This is a genomic window from Micromonospora sp. NPDC049101 (genome assembly GCF_040648675.1).
Lineage (GTDB): Bacteria > Actinomycetota > Actinomycetes > Mycobacteriales > Micromonosporaceae > Micromonospora.
Genome location: NZ_JBEZED010000001.1, coordinates 410,108 through 431,139, shown reverse-complemented (window position 1 = coordinate 431,139; position 21,032 = coordinate 410,108). Strand labels below are relative to the sequence as shown.

The following is a 21,032-nucleotide window of genomic DNA, read 5'->3' as shown; positions in this document are numbered from 1 at the left end:
CGTGGCACGCCGTCGAGCTGGAAGGAGGTCAGAACAATGTCCGATGTTCTGCGCCCCCTCCGCGCTCCGGCGTCCGCGCGGGCCTGACCCGGGGCGCTCGCCACCCGGAGGACCACGATCATGACTGATCTGCTCATTCGTCCGCTCGTCGCGGGCGAGGAAAACCTGTTCGACTCCATGCCCGATCCGCTGCCCCAACTGCGCCAGGTCGCGTACGCCGACGGGATCGCCGGCGGCGGCTACCGGCCCGAGACCACCTGGGTCGCCCTGCGCGCCGGCCGGGTGGTCGGCCGGGCCGCCTGGCTCCGCCCACCGGGCGCTGTCGGCGCCCCCTGGCTGGACCGGTTCGATCTGGACGCCGAGCCGGAGGTGGGCGCCGAGTTGCTGCACGCCGCCCACGAGGCGCTGGGCGGCCCCGGCCGCTACTACGCCGCCCTGCCGGCGCACTGGCGGCGTCGACCGGAGGTGCTGGCCGTGGTGCGGGCGCCGATGGAGGCCGCCCGGCTCGCCGGACTGGTCGAGCGTGGGGAGCGGCTCCGGTGCTCCTGGACGGGCACACCGCTGCCGGCGTCCTCCGGCCGCTACGACTTCCGGGCGCCCACCGACCTGGCGGAGATCAACATCCTGGTCGCCCGGATCGCCGAGCCGGACGTGCTGACCGGTGCCGAGGTCGCGCAGGCGGTCGGCGGAGTCGACCTGGCCACCGACCCGCTGACCTGGCTGGGAGACACCACCGAGAACTGGCGCGTCGCGCTGGAGGCCGGGCAGCCGGTCGGGCTGGCCGGAACGTTCGGGGACGCCTGCTACCCACTGCTCGCCTATCTCGGCCTCCTCGACGAGGCGGCCCGGCCCGAGCTGCTGGCCGAGGCGGTCCGGGTGCTGGCCGCCGGCGGTGCCCGCGAGGTCATCGCCGACGTGGACGCCCGCCGGGTGGCGGTGCTCGCGGAACTGGAACGGACCGGCTTCCGGCAACTGCGCTCCAGGGTCGTCTTCGCGCCACCGCAGTAGCCGATCGGGTGCGCCCGGTCACCCGGGCGCACCCCCTCGGCCGGCACCGGCCCCCGCCCCTGTCAGCATCGGCGCATGCCGGAGATCATCGCGCTTCTCGTCGGTGGGTTGGCGCTGGTCGTGGCGCTCGTCGCCGGGCTGTACCTCTGGCCGGTGCGCCGCCCTGGGCGACGGGTCGCGTGGCAACCGCTCGACTTCGACACCGCCACCCGCGCCGCCGAGGCCGTCATCGCGGCCGAGGCGGCGGATCCGGCGCTCCGCCCGGAGTCGCGCAGCCGCCTGCTGAGCCACGGCTCCCGTACCCGCCGGGCCGTTCTGCTGCTGCACGGATACACCCTCGCGCCCGAGCAGTACGACGGACTGGCCGAGGAGTTCTTCGACCGTGGGTACAACGTCTTTATCCCACGGGCTCCCCGGCACGGGACCGTCGACAGGCGGGCCCACCACCGGGTCGAGGCCGAGGAGCTGACGACGTACGCCGCACGAGGGCTGGCCGTCGCGGCGGGCCTCGGCGACGAGGTGGGCGTCGTGGGAATCTCCGGCGGCGCCGTGCTGGCCACCTGGCTGGCCCAGGTGCCAGGCGACGTCGTACGGCATCTGCTGTTGCTGTCGCCGTTCTTCGGCCCGGACCCGCGTCAGGCGCCGGCCTTCGCGGTCCGACCGCTCATCACGCTGTACGGGCGACGCATCCTTGCCGACCGTGTCACGTCGCGCGGCTACTCGCTCTCCGCCGTCACCCAGTACCTGACGATCGCGCGCAGTCTGCCGAACCCGCCCCGACGCACTGGTCTGCGGAGCGCCGCGGTCGCCATCAGCCCGCTCGACGGCGTGGTGGACCGCGCCGCGGCGGTGAGCGTGCCCCGCCGGATCGCCGACGCGCACGCGATCCCGCTGCGGGTCTGCACCCTGCCCGAGGCGTTGGGCGTCGGCCACGACATCCTCGACCTCACCGCGCTCGGCACCGAGGGTCCCGAGCTGCGCCGGCGGTACGTGGCGCTCTACGAGGGAGATCCGACGCCGACGCCCGGACTGGCCCAGGCGGCCCGCGTCGACGAGTGAGCAGTCTCGTCGCCGCGGTCAGCGCCGCCGACGACCATCCGGGACGTAGGCCGCGTGCTGCCGCGCCGGCGTCTAAACTGCGCCCGTGTCGTGCCTCGTGTGGGCGCGTCATCTCCGTCCGACCAGGCGCACCCGCTATTGACCGCACGGTCCCATCCCCACCCCGAAAGGCGACACCAGCAATGAGTACGGCCGGATCAACCGACTTGCGTGCCGCAGTCCTCGCCGCGAACCGCCTCATCGCCGAGGCCGGCCTGGCCGCGCTGACGTGGGGCAACGTGAGCGGGGTCGACCGAGAGGCCGGCATCTACGTGATCAAGCCCTCCGGCGTGGCGTACCAGGACCTCACGGCCGACCTCCTCGTCCCGGTGGATCTGGAGACCGGGCAGGTCGTCGCCGGTGAGCTGCGGCCCTCCGTCGACAGCGAGACCCACCGTGCGTTCTACCTGCGCTGGCCGTCCATCGGCGGCGTGACCCACACCCACTCGACGAACGCCGTCGCCTTCGCCCAGGCCGGGCGGGACGTGCCGGTGCTCGGCACCACGCACGCCGACACGTTCGCCGGCCCGATCCGGGTCACCCGGGACCTGACGGCCGACGAGTGCGCCCACGACTATGAGTTCAACACCGCCCTGGCGATCATCGAGCTGATCGGGGGAGAGGCCGAGGCGCTGGCCAACCCCGTCGCTCTCGCCGCCAACCACGGCCCCTTCACCTGGGCGGCGAACCCGCTCAAGTCGGTGGAGAACGCGATCGTCTGCGAGGCGGTCGCGGAGATGGCCATGAAGACGCTCTCGTTGAACCCGGCGGCAGCCGCGCCACAGTGGTTGCTGGACCGCCACTTCACCCGCAAGCACGGCGCGGGCGCCTACTACGGCAACCAACTGCCCGAACAGAGCCGGCCGTGACCGTCGGCACGGGCTCCGCGATCGGAGCCCGTGCCGGAGTCGCCATCGTCGCTGGCCGACGGGCGGCGGTCCCTCACGTCGAGGGCTGGGCGGCGTTGAACACCGGCGGCGCGTAGCCGGCCGGCTTGTCGCCGATGCCGAGCCCGGGGCTCACCACCCAGGACTGGTACTGCGGGGTGAACATCGCGTAGGGCGCCTCGAGCTTCGGTGCGCTGGCCTCCTCGAGCCGGCGACGCGCGTCGGCCGGGATCTCGAACTCCAGCGCCTCGAAGTTGCCGCGGACCTGCTCGGCGCTGCTCGCCCCGATGATGACCGAGGCGACGGCGGGCTGGGTGGCCACCCAGTTGATCGCGACCTGGGCCATGGTGCGGCCGAGGTCGGCGGCCACGTCCTGCAGGGCCTCGACGACCTGCCAGTCGCCGGGGCTGATCTCCCGGCCCGCGGCGTCGGGGTTGGTCAACCGACCGGTCCCGCTCAGGCCGTCGCCGGTACGCCGGTACTTTCCGCTGAGCAGGCCGCCGGCGATCGGGCTCCACGCGGTGAGCCCCATGCCCACGGTCTGGGCCATCGACACGTACTCCGCCTCGATGCCCCGACTGACCAGGGAGTACGGGAGCTGCAGGTTGATCATCGGGGTCAGGCCGTGCGCCTCGGCGTAGCTCTGGGCGCGGGCCGCGTACCAGGCCGGCACGTCGGACAGCCCGGCATACCGGATCTTGCCGGCGCGTACCAGGTCGTCGAGGGTGTGCACGACCTCCTCGACCGGGGTGATCCGGTCCCAGGTGTGCAGCAGGTACAGGTCGATGTAGTCGGTGCCGAGCCGGCTCAGCGACGCCTCCACGGCCCGCACGATGTGCTTGCGGCCGTTGCCGCTGGCGTTCGGGTCGCTCGGGTCGAGGGTGTTGGTGAACTTGCTGGTGAGCACGAGCCGTTCACGGACACCGGCACTGTCGATCAGGCGGCCGAGGATCCTCTCGCTCTCCCCGGCGGTGTAGAAGTCCGCGGTGTCGACGAAGTTCCCGCCCGCCTCCAGGTACTGGCGGAAGATCAGCTCCGCCTCCTCCTCGGTCTTTCCGTACGCGGCGTGGAACCCGTCGACGCCGAAGTTCATGGTGCCCAGCGCCAGTCGGCTCACCCGCAGACCGGACCGCCCGAGCAGGTAGTAGTGGTTCATGGTGGTGCCCTCCCGATCGTGGTGTCGGCCCGGATCGGACCGCGTGGCAGACCTTTGCTCGCCAAAATTGGACCTGCAAGTCCAGAGTTCGGGCTAGGGTCGGACCAGCAGGTACGGGCCAGAAAGTGGTGACGGAGGTCGCATGACACGGGCGTTGACCCGCAAGGGCGAGGCCACCCGGGCGCGGATCGTCGCCGGCGCCGCCGCCGAGATCCGCGAACGCGGGGTCGACGAGGTACGCCTCGAGGACGTGATGGCCCACACCAGCACCAGCAAGGGTCAGCTCTTCCACTACTTCCCCGACGGCAAGGAGGAGCTGCTGCTCGCGGTGGCCCAGCACGAGGCCGACCAGGTGCTCCTCGACCAGGAGCCGATGCTGAGCAACCTCACGTCCTGGCCGGCCTGGTCGGCGTGGCGCGACCGGCTCATCGAGCGCTACCTCGCGCAGGGCGTGAAGTGCCCGCTCAACGGCCTGCTCGGTCAGACCGGCCGACGCGCACCGGCCGCCCAGGCGATCGTCACCGGGCTGATGTGGCGGTGGCAGGCGGCGATCACCGAGGGCATCCGGCACATGCAGTCGACCGGGGACATCGCCGCGCGGGTGGACGCCGACCGCGCCGCCGCGGCACTGCTGGCCGGCATCCAGGGCGGTGTGCTGCTGCTGCTCTCCACCGGCAAGATCGACCACCTGGAGGCGGTCCTCGACCTCACCATCGACTCGCTGCGGGCGAGCGCCCGGACGTAGGAGAGTGAGGCAATGACGGACGACGACCGCGCACCCCTGGTGCTGCTGCACGGCCTCACGTTCGACCGGCGACAGTGGGACCCGGTCCGGCGCGAGCTCGCGGCGATCGAGCCCGCCCGGCAGGTGCTCACCCTCGACCTGCCCGGGCACGGCGATGCACCCCGGCGGGCCTCCTACGGGATGGCCGAGGTGGCCGACGTCGTGCACGAGCAGGTCACCGCGGCGGGCGTCGACCATCCGATCGTGGTGGGACACTCGGTCGGCGCGGTGGTCGCCACGACGTACGCGGCCCGCCACCCGGTGCGCGGCGTGGTGAATCTGGACCAGATTCTGCTGCCCGGCCCGTTCGGTGTGGCCGTCCGCCAGGCCGAGCCCACCCTGCGCGGCCCGGACTGGCGGCGGGTGTGGGACGCCATGCTGGCCGGAATGGGCATCGAGGGGTTGCCGGCCGAGGCGCGCGCGATCGTGGAGACCGCGACCGATCCCCGGCCGGACCTGCTGCTGGGCTACTGGGGTGAGATCCTGCGCGGGTCCGACGAGGGCATCGCCGCCGAACGGCAGCGTGACCTGCGGTCCATCGGCGAGCGGAGGGCCCCCTACCGCTGGGTGACCTCGTCCGAGCCGCCGCCGCGTTATCTGACCTGGTTGACCAATGCCCTGCCGGAGATCATGGTGACCGTGCTGCCCGGCAGTCACTTCCCGCACCTGGCGGAGCCGGCGACCATCGCCCGGCTGCTGGCCGACGGCTGAGCGGGGCGATCGGGCAGGTCGGCGGGAACGACGGCCTCGGTGGACGGCTGAAGCGGTTGACTGTCGTGGTCCGCGCACGGACGGTGTTCACGCCGCGGGCGGCTGGTCCCAGCGATCCAGTCGGGTGAGCTCGGTGCTGCCAGTCCGGATCACCTCCGTGGCCAACGCGGTGGTCGCGGGGTTGGCCCCTCCGCGTTGCTCGGCGGTGGCGACCCGGACCGCCTGGTCCAGGTGCGCCCGGACGTGCTGGCCGGCCAACCGCAGGAGGGCGGCACCGGTGGCCGACCGTAACGCGATCAACTCCTCGTCGGTGACCATGCCCGGCATGTCGTGGCCCTCGTGCGGGTTGGTCGCCGGTGCGCCGGAGTCGGCGAGCAGCCGGCGCGCCGTGCTCAGGTCGGCCCGGTGCGCCCGGCCGAGCCGAGCGGCGAACGTTCGCCACGCCGGGTCGGTGGTCCGGCTCGACACCGTGTCCAGCACCGGCAGTACGCGTTCGTTCATCGCCACCGTCAGTTGGAGCCAGGCGATGTCGGTGGGGCTGAACGCTCCCGTCGTACCCCCGGGTGTTGGCACCGGGGTCGCGGCCGGCACCGTCGTCGCGGGCCCGGTGGTGCCAGCGGCATCCCGTGGCGCGGTGGTGCAGCCGGTGGCGAGCAGCATCGCGGCGAGCAGCGCGGTCGGTCTGGTGATCCGCATCCGGGCCCCCTTTCGCCCAGGGTGGCGGGCCCGGGGTGACCGGGCCCGCCCTCGGGTACGTATCAGATCGGTCGGCCGTCGTGACCGCACTTGATGACCGGCCGGATGCAGTCCTGGACCCGCCGGGCCATCTCCGCCACCGGCCAGGCGTTGAAGAAGTCGCCGTGCATGGTGTAGCCCGGCCCGGAGGCCAGCCGGAACCGCGACGGGTCGCCGTTGACCGGGTACCGCAGCACCTGCCGCAACTTCGGCACGTGCACCGGGTGGGTGCTCGGGCAGGCCTGGTTCACCGGGTACGCCAGGTGGCTCTTGTGGTCCGGCGAGTCCAGGTCCCGGCCGTTCCAGCACTGGGGGAAGTCCAGGTACGACTCGAGCATCGTGCCCGCCGGGCAGGTGACGAAGTCCTTCGACGGCGGCACCTGTCCCGCGTGCAGGCACGACCAGCGGGCGATGCTGTCGTTCGGCCCGGCGGCTTTCGCGTTGCCGGCGACGAGTCGCAGCCCGAGCGGGAACGGCTGGGTGTTCGCGACCACGTCGGCGCGGACGCCCTCACCCAGGTAGTAGAACGTGGCGATCGCCGGCTCCACCGGGACGTTGTCGCGGTAGAGGGTCGGCACCCAGTAGGACGAGACGTCCACCCGCGGGTTACAGGTGCTCTGGGAGTTGACCAGGTCGGGCAGTGTGGTGTTTGCGTTCGTCACCGTGCTGCCGAAGAAGCTGTGCATGTGCGAGGCCCCGGGCAGCCCGGGGAAGATGATCGGGTCGTCCGGCAGCCGGTGGCTGTAGGTGCAGTCGGCGGGGAACTCGGCCACCCGGATGGCGTTGGCGACCGGGGCGGCGTCGGCCCGTGCGGCGTCGGCCCGTGCGGTGGTGGCGACGACGTACGTGCCGAGTAGCACCAGCAGGGCGCCGATCGCCGTGGCGAGGCGCAGTCGGCGGTGGATGCCGGAGAGGGGTGCGGCCCTGTCCATCTCGTGACTCCTGTCGGGGGACGGGTCAGGGGTAGCTCCGGTGCCCCCGCCGAAGACAGCGGAGATTGCCCTGACCAGACTGGTGGTGACCGGCGGAACCGTGGTTGAGAGAGCGCTCTCACCGGTTGCCCAAGCCTCGCCCTTGCGTCGAAACTTGTCAATACGTACCGCAGTTGGTGGAAATGACGACGCCGAAGGGCCGGCCCGGCTGATCAACTCCTGAACGGTGCGGGTGGGGCGGCCCGGCGGATCGGACCGCCCCACCCGGGCGCGAGCGGCGCACTCAGAAGCCGAGGACGCCCCGCCCGCCGACCACCGGAAGCCGCAGCTCGCTGTCGTTCGGTGCGACCCGCAGCGTGGTGCCGCCCAACGGCAGCAGGGTGTACTCCTGGTCGCTGGAGAAGACGACCACGCCGATCCGGTGCCCGGCGGGGAAGACGTAGTCCTTCGGCTCCATGGTCCACCGGTAGTCGTACAGCTTGCCCTGCTTGACCGGCTCGGTGCGGGCGGCGCTCCTGCGGTTCTGGGGGTCCATCCAGCCCCGGGTCACCACGGTCGGCGCGGCGGTCGAGCCGGCGGGGCCGTAGTCGACCAGGTACGCGGTGAGGTTCGCGTCCGGCTTGTTGTCGATCGCCATCCGCAGCCGCATCTCCGGACGTCCGGAGATGCGTACGTTCCGCGTCAGCTCGGGGGAGCGGTAGGCGAGTCGGTTGGCGCTTGCCGCGTCCGGGTTGGCGACCAGGGTGTCCGGGTGGATCGTCCGGCCCTCGTCGACGAAGCTCTGCTCGACCTTGGCCTTCGGCGGCCTGCCCGTGGTGAGCGCGCCCGGCGCGGTGGCGTCGGTGGCCGCGAAGCGCAGGCCGACCTCCCGCGCGGCCGGGTCGGGCCAGTTGGCGTACGTGGTGTAGGCCCGGTCCTCGCGCTGGAGCACCGCGGTTGGCTCGTCCATGATGCCGTTGCGCACGTTCCACAGCCAGAAGTCGAACCAGCGGTTCTCGGTCTGCTTGTAGGTCCACGTCTGACCGCTGGGCAGGGTCACCGACGCGCTGCTGCCCGGGCCGCCGTGGCCGCCCTGGTGCAGCCAGATCTTGCGCGGCACGTCGCGCCTGGCGAGCTGGTCCCACCAGCCGGCGAAGTGCTCGGTCTTCACGTTCCAGTCGTTGAGGCCGTGCACGACGAAGACGCTCGCCTTGACGTTGCGGGCGTCGAGGTAGTCGCGGTCGCGCCAGAAGTCCGAGTAGTCGCCGGTGACCCGGTCCTGCTCGGCGGTGATGGTGGCGAGTTCGTCGGCGCAGGGGCCTTCGGCCCGTGCCTGCCCGGCGGTGTACTGGGCGAGGATGTCGAGGTCCTCGCCCTGGAACGTGCCGGGGGCGACGACCAGACCGTTGGCCCGGTAGTAGTCGTACCAGCTGCTGATCGCGGAGACCGGCACGATGGTCTTGAGTCCCCTGACCCCGGTGGTGGCCACCTGGTCGGGCAGCGTGCCGTTGTAGGAGACACCTGTCATGCCGACCGCACCGGTGGTCCAGCCGGCGGTGATCGGGGCGCCGTTCGCGTCGTACCCCAACGCCTGGCCGTTGAGCCAGTCGATGACCGCCTTGGTGCCGAGCGTCTCGGCCTGGTCACCGCTGGTCGGGCAGCCGTCGGAGTCGCCGGTGCCGACGCTCTGACCGAGCACCACCGCGTACCCGCGGGGCACGTAGTAGTCGTCAAGCGAGCCGGGCAGGTTGGCCTTCGCCTGGGCCCGCTGGGCACCCGCGTCGAGCCCCAGACGCCCGGCCCGGTCGGTCCGGCCGTTCTGCGGCAGGTCGTCGACCAGGACGCTCGGGTACGGCACGTCACCCCAGGTGCCCTTGCGGTACGGGCTGTGCTCGAAGATGACAGGCACCTTGAAACCCTGCGTGGCGGTCTCCCGGGGGCGGGAGATGTCGATCGCCACCCGGTCGGGTCGGCCGTCGTGATCGGTGTCGACCGGGGTCTGCACGAACACCCGTTCCTCGATCGCGTCGGCGAGCGAGAACACCGGTTGGGTCATGCCGTCACTGACCACGATGCCGGTGGGCGTCGTGGGCGGGGCCGCGGTCGCGGTGGGGGCGGCGGTCAGGACCAGGGCGCCGGACACACCGACGCTCAGGAGTGCCAGATGGCGGGGTCGACGCACGCGCGTCTCCCTTCGGTTGGGCTGGTCGCCGGGTCTCGGCAGGGGCCAATCTCGAAGATCCATTCGTCGCCATGCTAGGTCCGGGCTCGGGCCCCGTCGATGCCTTCGAACCGGGATGTGCCCTTTATTCACAATGTGCCGTTCGGGGCGGAGGGTGTGGCAATCGAACCGTCATCGAACTGAACCCCGCGGTGACACGCTGCGGAAATCCGGGCCACACCAGCGGAAAAACCTGTCGTCGAAGACCTCCGAAGATCACGTACCCATGCATATGATCTTGCGGGAAGCCGCCCGAAGAGGCGCTTTCGTCCACATTAGACGAGGAGCAGCATGCTCAGGAAAACACGGTGGCTGTTGGCCGTCGCCGTCACGGCCACGACACTGACCGCCCTACCGGGCGGCACTGCCACCGCCGGACCCAGCGACATCGGCCGGACCGGCGCACCCGCCACCTCGGCCGACGGCAAGACCCACACCGTCACCCTGCTGACCGGCGACGTGGTGACCGTCCGCGGCACCGGCTCGGGCTGCCCACAGGCCACGGTCCGCCCGGCCGACGAGAACGCGGTGATCCGCCAGACCTGTGGCCCCGACGGCCACCTGCACGTCATCCCCGCCCGCGTCGCCTCCCAGATCGGCCCGGTCCTCGATCCCGACCTCTTCGACGTCACCACGCTGATCGCCGACGGGTACGACGACGACAACTCCGCCGAGCTGCCGCTCATCGTGCAGCCCGCCACCGCCTCCGCCCGGGTCGCCGCGCTCGGTGCCGTCCTGCCGTTGCCCAGCATCGGCGCGGTGGCCGGCCGCGTACCCAAGAAGAGCCCGGCCACCGCGAAGCTGGCGACCAACTCGCTGACCGCCGGCGCGAAGAAGGTCTGGCTCGACCGCAAGGTCCGCGCCACCGCGCTGACCGGCGGACCGCGCGGTGACCTCGACCGCAACCTCAGCCAGATCGCCGCCCCGCAGGCCTGGAAGTCCGGCTACACCGGCGCCGGCGTCCGGGTCGCGGTGCTCGACACCGGTGCCGACTTCACCCACCCGGACCTGGTCGGCCGGGTCGCCGACCGGTCCGACTTCACCGCCGAGGGCGGTGACGCCGTCGACCACAACGGCCACGGTACGCACGTCGCCTCGACCATCGCCGGCACCGGCGCGGCCGCACACGGCCAGCGTCGCGGTGTCGCACCCGACGCCAAGCTGGTGATCGGCAAGGTCCTCGACGACCACGGCTCCGGCGCGGACTCCGGGATCATCGCCGGCATGGAGTGGGCCGCCGCCCGAGCCGACGTCATCAACATGAGCCTCGGTGGCAGCGAACCGGACGACGGCAACGACCCGCTGTCGCTCGCCGTCGACGGTCTGAGCAAGCAGACCGGTGCGCTGTTCGTCATCGCCGCCGGCAACAGCGGCGGGGCCATCTCCTCGCCCGGCTCCGCCGCCAGCGCCCTGACCGTCGGCGCCGTGGACCGCGACGACAAGCTCGCCGACTTCTCCAGCCGCGGGCCGCTCGTCACCAGCCACGTGGCCAAGCCCGAGCTTGTCGCGCCCGGTGTCGACATCGTCGCCGCGCGGGCCGCCGGCACCAACCTGCAGGACCCGATCGACAGGTACTACGAGGGCCTCTCCGGCACCTCGATGGCCACCCCGCACGTGGCGGGCGCCGCCGCGCTGCTCGCCCAGCGGCACCCCGACTGGACCGGTACGCAGCTCAAGGCGGCCCTGGTCGGTGCCGCCGACCCGCTGACCGGCGTCGACGCGTACGCCGTCGGTGCCGGCCGGCTCAACGCGGCCCGGGCCCTCGGCGGCCCGACCAGCAACCAGCCGGTGGTCGACCTCGGCACGTTCGCGTACCCGCAGTCCGGGACCAGCGAGGCGACGCTGAGCTGGACCGGTGCGGCCACCCCGGCGGCGACGGTCCTCGACCTCGACGTGGCGATCGTCAACCACGACGGTCAGCGGGTGCCGCCCGGCGCGGCGTCGCTGTCCACGAACCGGGTGACGGTCAGGCGCGGCAGCACCGCCGCGGCGACCCTACGGATCAACCGCGCGGCGCTGGCCGCCCGACCGGGCTTCTACCTGGCCACCGTCACCGCCCGCACCGCCGGCCGCGCGGTGGTCGCGACCACGCCGGTGAGCTTCTACGTCGAGCAGCCCAGCTACGACCTGACGATCCACACGAAGCCGCTGCCCGGCCTCAAGGACGGCGCGGAGAGCTGGATCAACCTCGCCGTCACCAACCTCACCGACCCGCTGATCTACTCCGGCGGGGCGGGCGGTACGCCCGGAGAGGACTTCACGCTGCGGGTGCCGGCCGGCCGGTACTCGGTGCTCGGCGCCTCGGTCGCCTACTACGTCGACAGCGACGTGTTGGAGACGACGCTCGTCGGCGAGGCCGACCTGAACGTCACCGGCACCCGCAGCGTGACGCTCGACCCGGCGCGCGCCAAGCCGGTGACGGCCACTGTCGACGGAGTCGCCACCACGCCCACCCGGACCGACCTCACGAACGTGCAGACCGCGGCGAACGGTCTGTCCTGGTGGCACCAGATCAGCGGGTACGGGACCGCGACCTCCGTCCGCACCACCGCGCTGCCGAAGCCCACCGTCGGATCCCGGCGCACCTGGGCGGCCGTCAACCTGAACTCACCCGCCGGCGCCGCCAAGCCGTACCGCTACAACCTGGTGCACGAGTACCCGGGCGGCGTGCCGGCCGACCCGGCGTACCGGGTGACCAGGGCCGAGCAGGCCAAGCTGGCGCGGATCGACGAACGGTTCCACCAGACGGATTCGCCGGAGATGTTCACCCAGCTGGTCCGTACCGGCATGACCCGCGACGGGGTGGCGGTGACCCAGACCCACGAGGGAAACCTGCCCCCGTACCGGACCGACTACCTCTCGCCCGACATCCTCTGGGCCGACCAGGGCGCCTACGGCGGGCTGGTGGCGGACGAGGCACCCCGCAGCTACCAGCCGGGCAGCCAACAGACCAAGATCTGGGCCCGTCAGCCGCTGCACTCCGGGTGGTACGACGATCCGGCCGGCGCCGGCTGGAGCTGCGCCACCCCGCCGTCGCGGACCCGGGGCAACCTGCACATCGACCTGGTGTCGCTGACCGACAAACACCAGCGGGCCGACTGCCTGTACGGCGAGACGATCGGCGTGAAGCGCAAGCTGTCGCTGTACCGCGACGGCAAGCTGGTCGACGAGCGGTCCGGCCCGTTCGGCGACTTCAGCGTCCCGCAGTCGATGGCCGACTACCGGGTGACCCTCGACATCGACACGAGCCTGATCCTGCCGATCTCGACCCGGGTCAACACCTCGTGGACGTTCCGGTCCGCCGGCCCGGACGGCACCGGGAGCGTCGCGTTGCCGCTGCTCGCGGTCGACTACGCCCTGCCGATGGACCACCACAACCACCCGGTCGACGCGACGGCCGAGTTGACCGTTCGGCAGGCGCACGGTGTCAAGCCGCAGAGGGTGACGTCGTTCCAGGTCTGGACCTCGACGGATGACGGCGCCACCTGGACGTCGGCCCGGGTCACCGCCAGCGGCGACAGCTACCGGGTCGCCCTGCCGAAGGCCACGACCGGGCAGGCTGTCTCGCTGCGGGTGAAGGCCGCCGCGAACGGCGGCAGCGGTATCGACCAGACCATCATCCGGGCGTACCACGCCGGCTGACGGTCGACGCGGTGGTGCGGCCCGGCCCCGGCCGGACCGCACCACCGTTCCGCGTCGCGGTGTCGATCCGGGCTCGCCTCGTTCGTCGTGACGGTGACACCTGACGCCGACCCGAGAGGCGCGCCCATGACGTCCCGGACCACAGTTCCCGAGACCCACCTGCGTCGAACCCGCCTCCTGCTGGCCTGCGGCACCGTCGCCGGCGTCCTCTTCCCCGCCCTGTCGTTCGGGCAGGCGTTCACCCGGTCCGGGTTCGATCTGCGCCGACACGCGGTGAGCGCACTCACCCTCGGTGACCTCGGCTGGCTGCAGTTCATCGCGTTCGCGGGCACCGGCGTGCTGGCCGTCGCCTTCGCGGTGGGCCTGTGGCGGGCGCTGCGTCCGGGGCGGGCCGCGACGGTGGTGCCGGTGCTGGTCGGCGTCTACGGGGTGGCGATGGTCGGCGGCGGAGTCTTCGTCCCCGATCCCGCGCTCGGCTGGCCGCCCGGCGCCCCGAGCGGGCTACCCGAGCAGGCCAGCACGGGGAGCATCCTGCACACGGTCTGCGGCGCGGCGGCGTTCCTGTCACTCATCGCGGCCGGGCTGCTGCTCGCCCGACGCCTCGCCGGCCAGGGCCACCGGGGATGGGCGCTCTACAGCGCGGCCAACGCCGCCGCCGCGTTCGTGCTCACCGCCCTGCCCTGGAGCGAGGAGAGTGCGAGCATCCGCTTCGCCGTCGGAGCGGTGCTCATCTCCGGTTGGCTCGTCGCGGTGTCCTGGCGAGTATGCGACGAGGGGCCCTGAGGGGTCACTGACCCTCCCAGACCGCCTTCGCCCCGGAGTCGCCGGTGCGGATCACGTAGTACACGACGATGCCGGCGGCCACCACCGACAGCACCTGCAACGCCACGGTCAGCGCCCGACCGGGCCGCCCGTCGCCGGTGGCGCCCGCCTCGGCGGCCCGCGGCGGGACGAAACGGACCAGTGCCAGCGCCACGATCGCCAACAGAAGGGTCGCCCAGAACGTGATGTCGCCGAACTCCTGGTGCGCCTCGATCTTCGGGAGGAACTCGGGGGTGATCCGGTTGGCGGCACGCATGCGCTCGAAGAAGGCGTCCCCGGAGAGCTTCGCCAGCAGGGCGGCGACCGGCGCACCTACCGCGAGCAGCCCCAGCACCCAACGGGTGTGCGGCCGGATGGGCGCGACGAGCGCGTAGCCGACCGTCAGGAGGGCCAGCAGCGGAACGAACACGACAGCGGCGTGCAGCACCAGAGGGTGGGCGGGGAGGCCCATGAACTCCTCGAACATCGGCGTCTCCTCCGGAAGGCATCGGGTGGACGTCGATCGTCCAGAGATGGACCGTAGCGGTTCAGCGGTCGCAGCGCAGTATCGGTTCAGCGGTCGCAGCGCAAGACGGCCGGGTCGACGGCGTCCGCCATCGCCCGCATGCCCCGCTCGTTCGGGTGGAGGTGGTCGCCGCTGTCGAAGAGCGGCAGGAGCGCCCGCGGGTCGTCCGGACTGCGGGTGACCCGGTCGAAGTCGACAACGGCGTCGAACACGCCGCTGTGCCTGATCCAGTCGTTGACGCCCTGGCGCACGGCCTCACCGGCGGCGTCGTACTCGGGCCAGCCCCGGTAGGGCATGACCGTGGCCCCGACGACGCACCGGCCCGCCGCGTGCGCCCGGTCGACCAACTGCCGGTAGCCGGCGGTCAGGGCGTCCACCGTGACGCCGGTGTGCGCCTTGATGTCGTTGATGCCCTCGTGCACGAAGACCGTGTCGACCCCGGGGTGGGAGAGCACGTCGCGGTCGAACCGGCGCAGCGCGGCCGGTCCGGCCCCGCCGGCGAGCACCTTGTTACCGGAGATGCCCTCGTTGGCCACCCCCTTCACCGGGCTGTCGGGCGCGGCCCGCAGTCGCCGGGACAGGTGGTCGGGCCACCGCCCGTTCGTGTTCGTGCGGAGGGCGAACCCGTCGGTGATGGAGTCGCCGAGGGTGACCACCGAGCTGATCGCCGTGGACGTCCGCACACTGACGGCGTCCAACCAGTACCACGAGTTCAGCGTGTCGGTCCAGTTGGTCGCCGCCTCCTCGGCGGCATGATCACCCGTGGCCGCGTACGAGGTCTGCAGGGCCAGGGGATGACCACTCCTTATCCCCACCGCGCCGGTGACGTGGAGGCTGACGACGAGATCGCTCTCGGCGGCCAGCTCGCCGGGCAGCGGGTCGCTGAGGATCATCTCGCCGGCCGGCACGGTGACCGAGGCCTGCCCGCCGAACGTCAGCGGCCGGTTGCTGCCCTGGATCAGCTCCGCACCCTGCCGCTGCAACCCCGCGTACGCGCTGGCGAAGGTGACCGGGTGCTCACCGAAGGCGTTGGTCAGCCGGATCCGCAGCGCGTCCCCACCGACGCTGGTACGCACGACGAGCCGGTAACTGCGCTCGGCCGGCCCGGCGCCCTGCCGATCGGCGCTCGCGGCCCAGGTGACCGCGAAGTGCCGCGGGTCCACGCTCACCGCCGGAGTCGGCACCCGCGCCAAGGCCACGGCCGGGTCGTGTCGCGCCCGCGCCGTCTGCACCACCAGGGGGACGCAGAGCGCCGTGAGCAGCGCCGCGACGGCGGACGCCGCCACCCGGCGTGCGGACCAGGCCCCCATCAGACATCTCGCACAGCTGACCCGACCACGGACAAGATTATGTCGTAGTCGGGATGGCACCGATGCCCCCGCCGGGCCGAACACGTTGTCGGCGGCTACCGGGAGCGCGGCAGACAGTCCTTCTTGTACTTCAGGCCCGAACCGCACCAGCAGGTGTCGTTGCGCTCCGGGGGCCAGGGGATCCGCGCGCTGGGTCGCGCCGACACCTCGCCCGCGTAGCCCGCCCGGACCGTCGCGTCGGCGGGGTCGCCGTCGGATCGACCGGCGAACGCGGTCAACCCGTCCACGGTGGCGCGGAACACGCCCAGCCCGGCCTGACCGGCACCCCGGAGCCGGACCAACTCCGTCTCCAGCCGGCCCCGGTGCGCGTCCCAGTCCGGCCCGTACACCTCGGCCAGGGCAGCGTGCTCGGCGAGCAGCCGATCGAAGTCGGCCCGCGGCCAGAAGAGCAGATCCGAATCGCCGCCCCTGCGCTCGCCGGCCCGGCGCACGAGCTGGGTCTCCAGCCGGTCCGCCAGGTCGTCCTGCCGGTCGTGCGGCAGGTTGAGATTCCGGCGTACCCGATGCCGCTGTTGCAACAGGAAGAAGGCGACACCCGGCGCGTCCGGCGGACCGAGATCGACCACCGGGTCGATGGTGGTGCTGGCCGGTCCGGACGCGGCGGCCGCGCGTTCGTCGAGCAGGGTGTCGACCGCCTCGCTCAGCCATGTCTCGGCGGTCGCCGAACGACCACCCGCGTCCAACGCGGCACTCACGTAGGCGGGGGCGTCGGGCTGCACGAGCAGCAACGGGCGCAGCGCGGTCAACTCCGCCATCGCCTCGTCGTCGCGACCGCCGGCCCGGAACAGGGCCCGAGCCCGCAGCGCCCGCGCGAACCCGGCCCGGGGATCATCCCCGGACGGGTACGCCGCCAGCGCCTGCTCCGCGTACCGCAGGGCGGCCTCGGGTCTGGCCCGGATCTCGGCGATCTCGGCGGCCAGGGTCAGGGCGTCTCCGGCGTCGTCCGGATCCTCCAGCCGGCCCTGCTCCGCCGCCCGGGCGACATCGGCGGCGACACCGAGCGGGTCGGCCGTCCCGAGCGCCGAGCGGCGCAGTTCGGCCAGGTCAGCCTTGGTGAGTACGTCTCTGGTCGGCACGATCTCACGGTACGTCGGAGTGCTCGGAGTATGCGGGCAGATCACCCGTTACGCCGCCCGCGCTCCCGCGGCTACGACCATGCTCCGGCCGCCGCGGCCCGGGCGGCGTAGGTGTCGAAGTCGAGCGCGTCCCGTCCGAGAACCCGACGCACCCCGTCGGTCGGCTCGGCGAGATGTCCCGCCCGCATCCCGGCGAACAGGGCGTTCAGCGCGGTGGCGGTCTCCGCCGGATAACCCTCGGCCAGCAGTTCGGCCTGGTACTGCTCCGGGGTGAGTTCCACGTAGCGCATCGAACGCCCGGACGCCGTGGCGATCGTCGCCACCGCCTCGCCGAAGGTGAGCGCGCGCGGACCGGACAGGTCGTACACCTGTTCGTGGTGACCGGACGACGTCAGCAGCGTCGCGGCCACGTCGGCGATGTCCTGGGCGTCGACGAATGGTTCCGGGGTGTCGCCGATCGGTAGGGCCAGCCGACCGTCGAGCAGTGGTTGGCGAAACAGGTCCTCGCTGAAGTTCTGACTGAAGTTGTTCGGCCGGATGATCGTCCACTGGACGCCGGACTTCCGCACCGCCTCCTCCGCGGCGACCATGCCCGGGGAGAAGTCAACCATCCGGTCGATCCCGCGCCCGGACAGCGCCACGAAACGGCCGACGCCCGAGTCGACCGCCTGCGCCACGAAGTCGGCGGCCGGCGCGGGGTCCTCCGGAGCCAGCAGGTAGACCGCCGAGACTCCCTCCAGAGCCGGTCCCCAGGTGACCTGCTGCGACCAGTCGAACCGGACCTCACCGGAGCGGGAGGCGGCCCGGACCCGCTGACCCACCGCCCGCAGCGTCTGCGCCAGTCGACGACCGGTCTTACCGGTCCCGGCCAGCACGAGGATCGAACCCGCGTCTGTCGTCATGACCACAAGCCAACTCGGCGGGTCGCGCACGGTACATGTGCTGTCGTACGCGGCGCATGTCCGATCGTCCAGGCCCGGTCGACGGCGATCTATCGTCGATGTCATGGACCCGTTCGACAGTCTGCTGCGGGGCGTACACGCCGATGGCGCGGCCTTCGGCCGGTCGGTGCTGACGCCGCCGGGGGCGCTGCGGTTCACCGACGGCGCCCCACTGACGCTCTGTGTCCCCCTGCGCGGCGAGGGGTGGATCTCCCACCCCGAGAGCGACAAGCCCCGCCTGGTCCGGGTCGGGGAGGCCGCGACCGTGCGCGGCCCGGCGCCGTTCGTCTTCTCGGCCGAGCCACGGTCGAGCTTCGAGCCAGGGGAGCTGCGGGACGTGCGGCGCGGCCACACCGGCACGTCCGCCCCGGCGGGCACGGATCCCACCGATCGCCTGGTGCTGCTGGTCGGGGTGTACCACGTTCGGGGTCTGGTGCCCCAGCGACTGCTGAGCGCGTTGCCGCCGGTGCTGGTCGTCCCGGACGACCAGGACTGTTCCGCGCTACGCGACTACCTGGACGCCCAACTCGACGCGGGCCGCCCCGGCCGGCAGGTCGTCCTGGACCGTCTCCTGGACTGGTTGTTGGTGTGCACGGTGCGGGACTGGTTCGACAGGCCGGAGGCCGAGGCTCCCGGCTGGTACCGGGCGTTGGGCGACGACACGGTCGGCCCGGTACTGCGCGCCATGCACGAGGCGCCGGGCCGGCCGTGGACCCTGGCCAGCCTGGCCGCGCAGGCGGGAGTCTCCCGTTCCACACTGGCGGAACGGTTCACCGCGTTGGTCGGCGAACCGCCGCTGACCTACCTGACCGACTGGCGCATGACCCTGGCCGCCGACCTGCTGGCCGAGTCCACGGTGACGGTCGCCGCCGTGGCGCGACACCTCGGGTACGCGGACGCCTTCGGCTTCAGCACGGCCTTCAAACGGGTGCACGGGATGAGCCCGAGCGCGGCCCGCAGCCGGTCGTCGAGTGGTCGCAAAACCAACTGACCACGGTCATCTGCCGTCAACCCGTCGCCGATAGCGTCCGGTCGCCAGTTACCTGAACAAAGGCAGACGATGGGGGAGTTATGGGCACGGTGGACCGACGTACGTTCCTCAAGGCGATGGGAGTTCCCGCGATCGGCGCGGCGCTCCCGCTGGACCTCAGCAAGGCGCTCGCCATCCCGGCGAACAACCGGACCGGCACGATCAGGGACGTCGAGCACGTCATCATCCTGATGCAGGAGAACCGCTCCTTCGACCACTACTTCGGCACCATGCGCGGCGTACGCGGCTTCGGTGACCCCCATCCGGCGACCCTGCCGTCCGGCCGGGACGTGTGGCACCAGCCCAACGGAGCCGACGAGCTGCTGCCCTTCCGCCCCGAGGTGCAGGATCTCGGCCAGACCTTCCTGCCGGACCCGCCGCACGGCTGGAACGACGGGCACGCCGCCTGGAACGACGGCCGGTTCGACAGGTGGGTGCCGAACAAGGGCGTCACCGCGATGACCTACCACACCCGCCAGGACCTGCCCTACCACTACGCGCTCGCCGACGCGTTCACCGTCTGCGACAGCTACCACTGCTCGCTGATGGGGCCGACCGACCCGAACCGCTACCACATGTGGAGCGGCTGGGTCGGCAACGACGGCAGGGGTGGCGGCCCGGTCATCACCAACGCGGAGGCCGGCTACGACTGGTCCACCTACCCGGAGCGGCTGGAGCGCAACGGCATCTCCTGGAAGATCTACCAGGACGTCGGCACCGGCCTCACCGCCGCCGGCTCCTGGGGCTGGACGAACGATCCGTACATCGGCAACTACGGCGACAACTCGCTGCTCTACTTCCACAAGTACCAGAACGCGCAGCCCGGAACGCCCCTCGCGGATCGCGCCAAGACCGGCACCGAGGTCAGGACCCAGGGTCGCGACCCGGAGGCGTTGCTTGCCGACTTCCGCGCCGACGTCGAGGCGGGACGGCTGCCGGAGGTCTCCTGGATCACCGCGCCCGAGGCGTACACCGAGCACCCGAACTGGGGGCCGGCGTTCGGCGCCTGGTACATCTCGCAGGTCATCGACATCCTCGCGTCCAACCCCGAGGTGTGGAGCAAGATGGCGCTGTTCGTCACGTACGACGAGGAGGGCGGCTTCTTCGACCACGTGGTCCCGCCGACGCCCCCGCAGACCCGCGCGCACGGGCAGTCGACGGTCCCCACCACCAACGAGATCTTCCCCGGCGACGCCGACCACCCGGCCGGGCCGTACGGCCTCGGCATCCGGGTGCCGATGGTCATCGTCTCGCCGTGGACGCGCGGCGGCTACGTCAACTCGCAGGTCTTCGACCACACCTCACTGATCAAGTTCCTGGAGGCGCGGTTCGGGCACGGCCGGCCGGACCTGATCGAGCAGAACATCACCCCGTGGCGACGCGCCGTCGTCGGCGACCTGACCACGGCCTTCGACTTCCGGCACCCGAACCGCTCGCGCGAGGTCCGGTTGCCCGACACCGACGACTTCAAGCCCGAGGACCTCGTCCGGCACCCCGACGAGGTGCCGGTCCCGCCGGCGGACCAGCGGCTGCCCAAGCAGGAGCACGGGGTACGCCCGGCGCGGCCGATCCCGTACACCCTGCACGCCGACGGGCGTCTCGGCGACGGCGCGTACCGGATCGACTTCCGCAACTCCGGCGGTGTCGCCGCGGTCTTCCAGGTCCGCCAGGCCGGCAGCGCGGACGCCCCGCGCAGCTACACCGTCGAGCCGGGCAAGCACCTGAGCGACACCTGGCCGGTCACCTCCGGGTACGACCTGTCGGTGCACGGACCCAACGGGTTCTTCCGCCGGTTCACCGACGGTCGCTCGCACCTCGACGTCACCCCCTCGTACGACGAGCGTGACTACCAGCTCGCCCTCACGCTCAAGAACCGCGGGTCGAAGCGGGTCGAGGTGACCGTCCGGGACGGGTACCACTCCCGCCCGGTGAAGCTGTCGCTGCGCCCCGGCGAGACCGAGCGCGCGACGTGGACGCTCACCCGCACCCACGGCTGGTACGACCTGACGGTCGACGTCGCGGGCGACGCCGACTTCGCGTACCGCTGCGCGGGTCATGTCGAGAACGGCAAGGACAGCATCAGCGACCCGGCCCTCGGCGGGCTCGTCTAGGTCTGTGTCAAAGTCCTCGGTCAA

The 21,032-nt window shown here is 72.0% G+C and carries 17 protein-coding genes; 9 read left to right on the top strand and 8 right to left on the bottom strand.

Annotated elements, in window-relative coordinates:
* Positions 1-120 precede the first annotated feature (120 nt).
* From AB0B57_RS01970 to araD, 3 genes are all read left to right on the top strand, one after another.
* Positions 121-1,008: an acetyltransferase gene (locus AB0B57_RS01970; protein ID WP_357064151.1), complete on the top strand. Its 888-nt coding sequence runs from the start codon at positions 121-123 to the stop codon at positions 1,006-1,008.
* 75 nt (positions 1,009-1,083) lie between these two features.
* On the top strand, positions 1,084-2,067 hold the full coding sequence (locus tag AB0B57_RS01965; RefSeq protein ID WP_357064148.1) for an alpha/beta hydrolase: 984 nt from the start codon (positions 1,084-1,086) through the stop codon (positions 2,065-2,067).
* A 206-nt stretch (positions 2,068-2,273) separates the two neighbouring features.
* Positions 2,274-2,975, top strand: a complete 702-nt coding sequence (araD, locus tag AB0B57_RS01960; protein ID WP_357064145.1) for an L-ribulose-5-phosphate 4-epimerase AraD — start codon at positions 2,274-2,276, stop codon at positions 2,973-2,975.
* Positions 2,976-3,048: 73 nt separating this feature from the next.
* On the opposite strand, the gene AB0B57_RS01955 is transcribed toward araD, so the two are convergent.
* Complete coding sequence (locus AB0B57_RS01955) at positions 3,049-4,149, bottom strand: aldo/keto reductase (RefSeq protein ID WP_357064142.1); 1,101 nt, start codon at positions 4,147-4,149, stop codon at positions 3,049-3,051.
* Between the two features lie 142 nt (positions 4,150-4,291).
* Here AB0B57_RS01955 and AB0B57_RS01950 point away from each other — a divergent pair, with 142 nt between their 5' ends.
* Positions 4,292-4,894, top strand: coding sequence for a TetR/AcrR family transcriptional regulator (locus AB0B57_RS01950; protein ID WP_357064138.1), 603 nt, complete (start codon positions 4,292-4,294; stop codon positions 4,892-4,894).
* A gap of 12 nt (positions 4,895-4,906) precedes the next feature.
* Positions 4,907-5,644, top strand: coding sequence for an alpha/beta fold hydrolase (locus tag AB0B57_RS01945; protein ID WP_357064136.1), 738 nt, complete (start codon positions 4,907-4,909; stop codon positions 5,642-5,644).
* An 87-nt stretch (positions 5,645-5,731) separates the two neighbouring features.
* Here the strand turns inward: AB0B57_RS01945 and AB0B57_RS01940 are convergent, their stop codons facing one another.
* The 3 genes from AB0B57_RS01940 to AB0B57_RS01930 form a co-directional block, all read right to left on the bottom strand.
* Entirely contained in the window at positions 5,732-6,340 is a 609-nt protein-coding gene (locus tag AB0B57_RS01940) for a DUF305 domain-containing protein (protein WP_357064133.1), read from the bottom strand.
* A gap of 62 nt (positions 6,341-6,402) precedes the next feature.
* Complete coding sequence (locus tag AB0B57_RS01935) at positions 6,403-7,311, bottom strand: DUF1996 domain-containing protein (RefSeq protein WP_357064130.1); 909 nt, start codon at positions 7,309-7,311, stop codon at positions 6,403-6,405.
* 283 nt (positions 7,312-7,594) lie between these two features.
* Complete coding sequence (locus AB0B57_RS01930; RefSeq protein WP_357064128.1) at positions 7,595-9,472, bottom strand: Xaa-Pro dipeptidyl-peptidase; 1,878 nt, start codon at positions 9,470-9,472, stop codon at positions 7,595-7,597.
* A gap of 330 nt (positions 9,473-9,802) precedes the next feature.
* Here AB0B57_RS01930 and AB0B57_RS01925 point away from each other — a divergent pair, with 330 nt between their 5' ends.
* Both AB0B57_RS01925 and AB0B57_RS01920 read left to right on the top strand, forming a co-directional pair.
* Positions 9,803-13,153: a S8 family peptidase gene (locus AB0B57_RS01925; protein ID WP_357064125.1), complete on the top strand. Its 3,351-nt coding sequence runs from the start codon at positions 9,803-9,805 to the stop codon at positions 13,151-13,153.
* Positions 13,154-13,279: 126 nt separating this feature from the next.
* Complete coding sequence (locus AB0B57_RS01920; protein ID WP_357064122.1) at positions 13,280-13,936, top strand: DUF998 domain-containing protein; 657 nt, start codon at positions 13,280-13,282, stop codon at positions 13,934-13,936.
* Positions 13,937-13,940: 4 nt separating this feature from the next.
* On the opposite strand, the gene AB0B57_RS01915 is transcribed toward AB0B57_RS01920, so the two are convergent.
* The 4 genes from AB0B57_RS01915 to AB0B57_RS01900 all read right to left on the bottom strand — a co-directional run bounded on the left by AB0B57_RS01915 (position 13,941) and on the right by AB0B57_RS01900 (position 17,828).
* Positions 13,941-14,441 carry a DUF2231 domain-containing protein gene (locus tag AB0B57_RS01915; RefSeq protein ID WP_357064119.1) on the bottom strand — a complete coding sequence of 167 codons (501 nt, stop codon included), beginning with the start codon at positions 14,439-14,441 and terminating at the stop codon, positions 13,941-13,943.
* Between the two features lie 86 nt (positions 14,442-14,527).
* On the bottom strand, positions 14,528-15,790 hold the full coding sequence (locus AB0B57_RS01910) for an SGNH/GDSL hydrolase family protein (RefSeq protein WP_357064116.1): 1,263 nt from the start codon (positions 15,788-15,790) through the stop codon (positions 14,528-14,530).
* Between the two features lie 95 nt (positions 15,791-15,885).
* Entirely contained in the window at positions 15,886-16,926 is a 1,041-nt protein-coding gene (locus tag AB0B57_RS01905; RefSeq protein ID WP_357064113.1) for an SEC-C domain-containing protein, read from the bottom strand.
* 71 nt (positions 16,927-16,997) lie between these two features.
* Positions 16,998-17,828, bottom strand: coding sequence for an NAD(P)H-binding protein (locus AB0B57_RS01900; RefSeq protein ID WP_357064111.1), 831 nt, complete (start codon positions 17,826-17,828; stop codon positions 16,998-17,000).
* A 103-nt stretch (positions 17,829-17,931) separates the two neighbouring features.
* Between AB0B57_RS01900 and AB0B57_RS01895 the strand changes: the two genes are divergently transcribed.
* Positions 17,932-18,858, top strand: coding sequence for an AraC family transcriptional regulator (locus AB0B57_RS01895; protein WP_357064108.1), 927 nt, complete (start codon positions 17,932-17,934; stop codon positions 18,856-18,858).
* Between the two features lie 80 nt (positions 18,859-18,938).
* Positions 18,939-21,008: a phosphocholine-specific phospholipase C gene (locus AB0B57_RS01890; RefSeq protein ID WP_357064105.1), complete on the top strand. Its 2,070-nt coding sequence runs from the start codon at positions 18,939-18,941 to the stop codon at positions 21,006-21,008.
* Positions 21,009-21,032 lie beyond the last annotated feature (24 nt).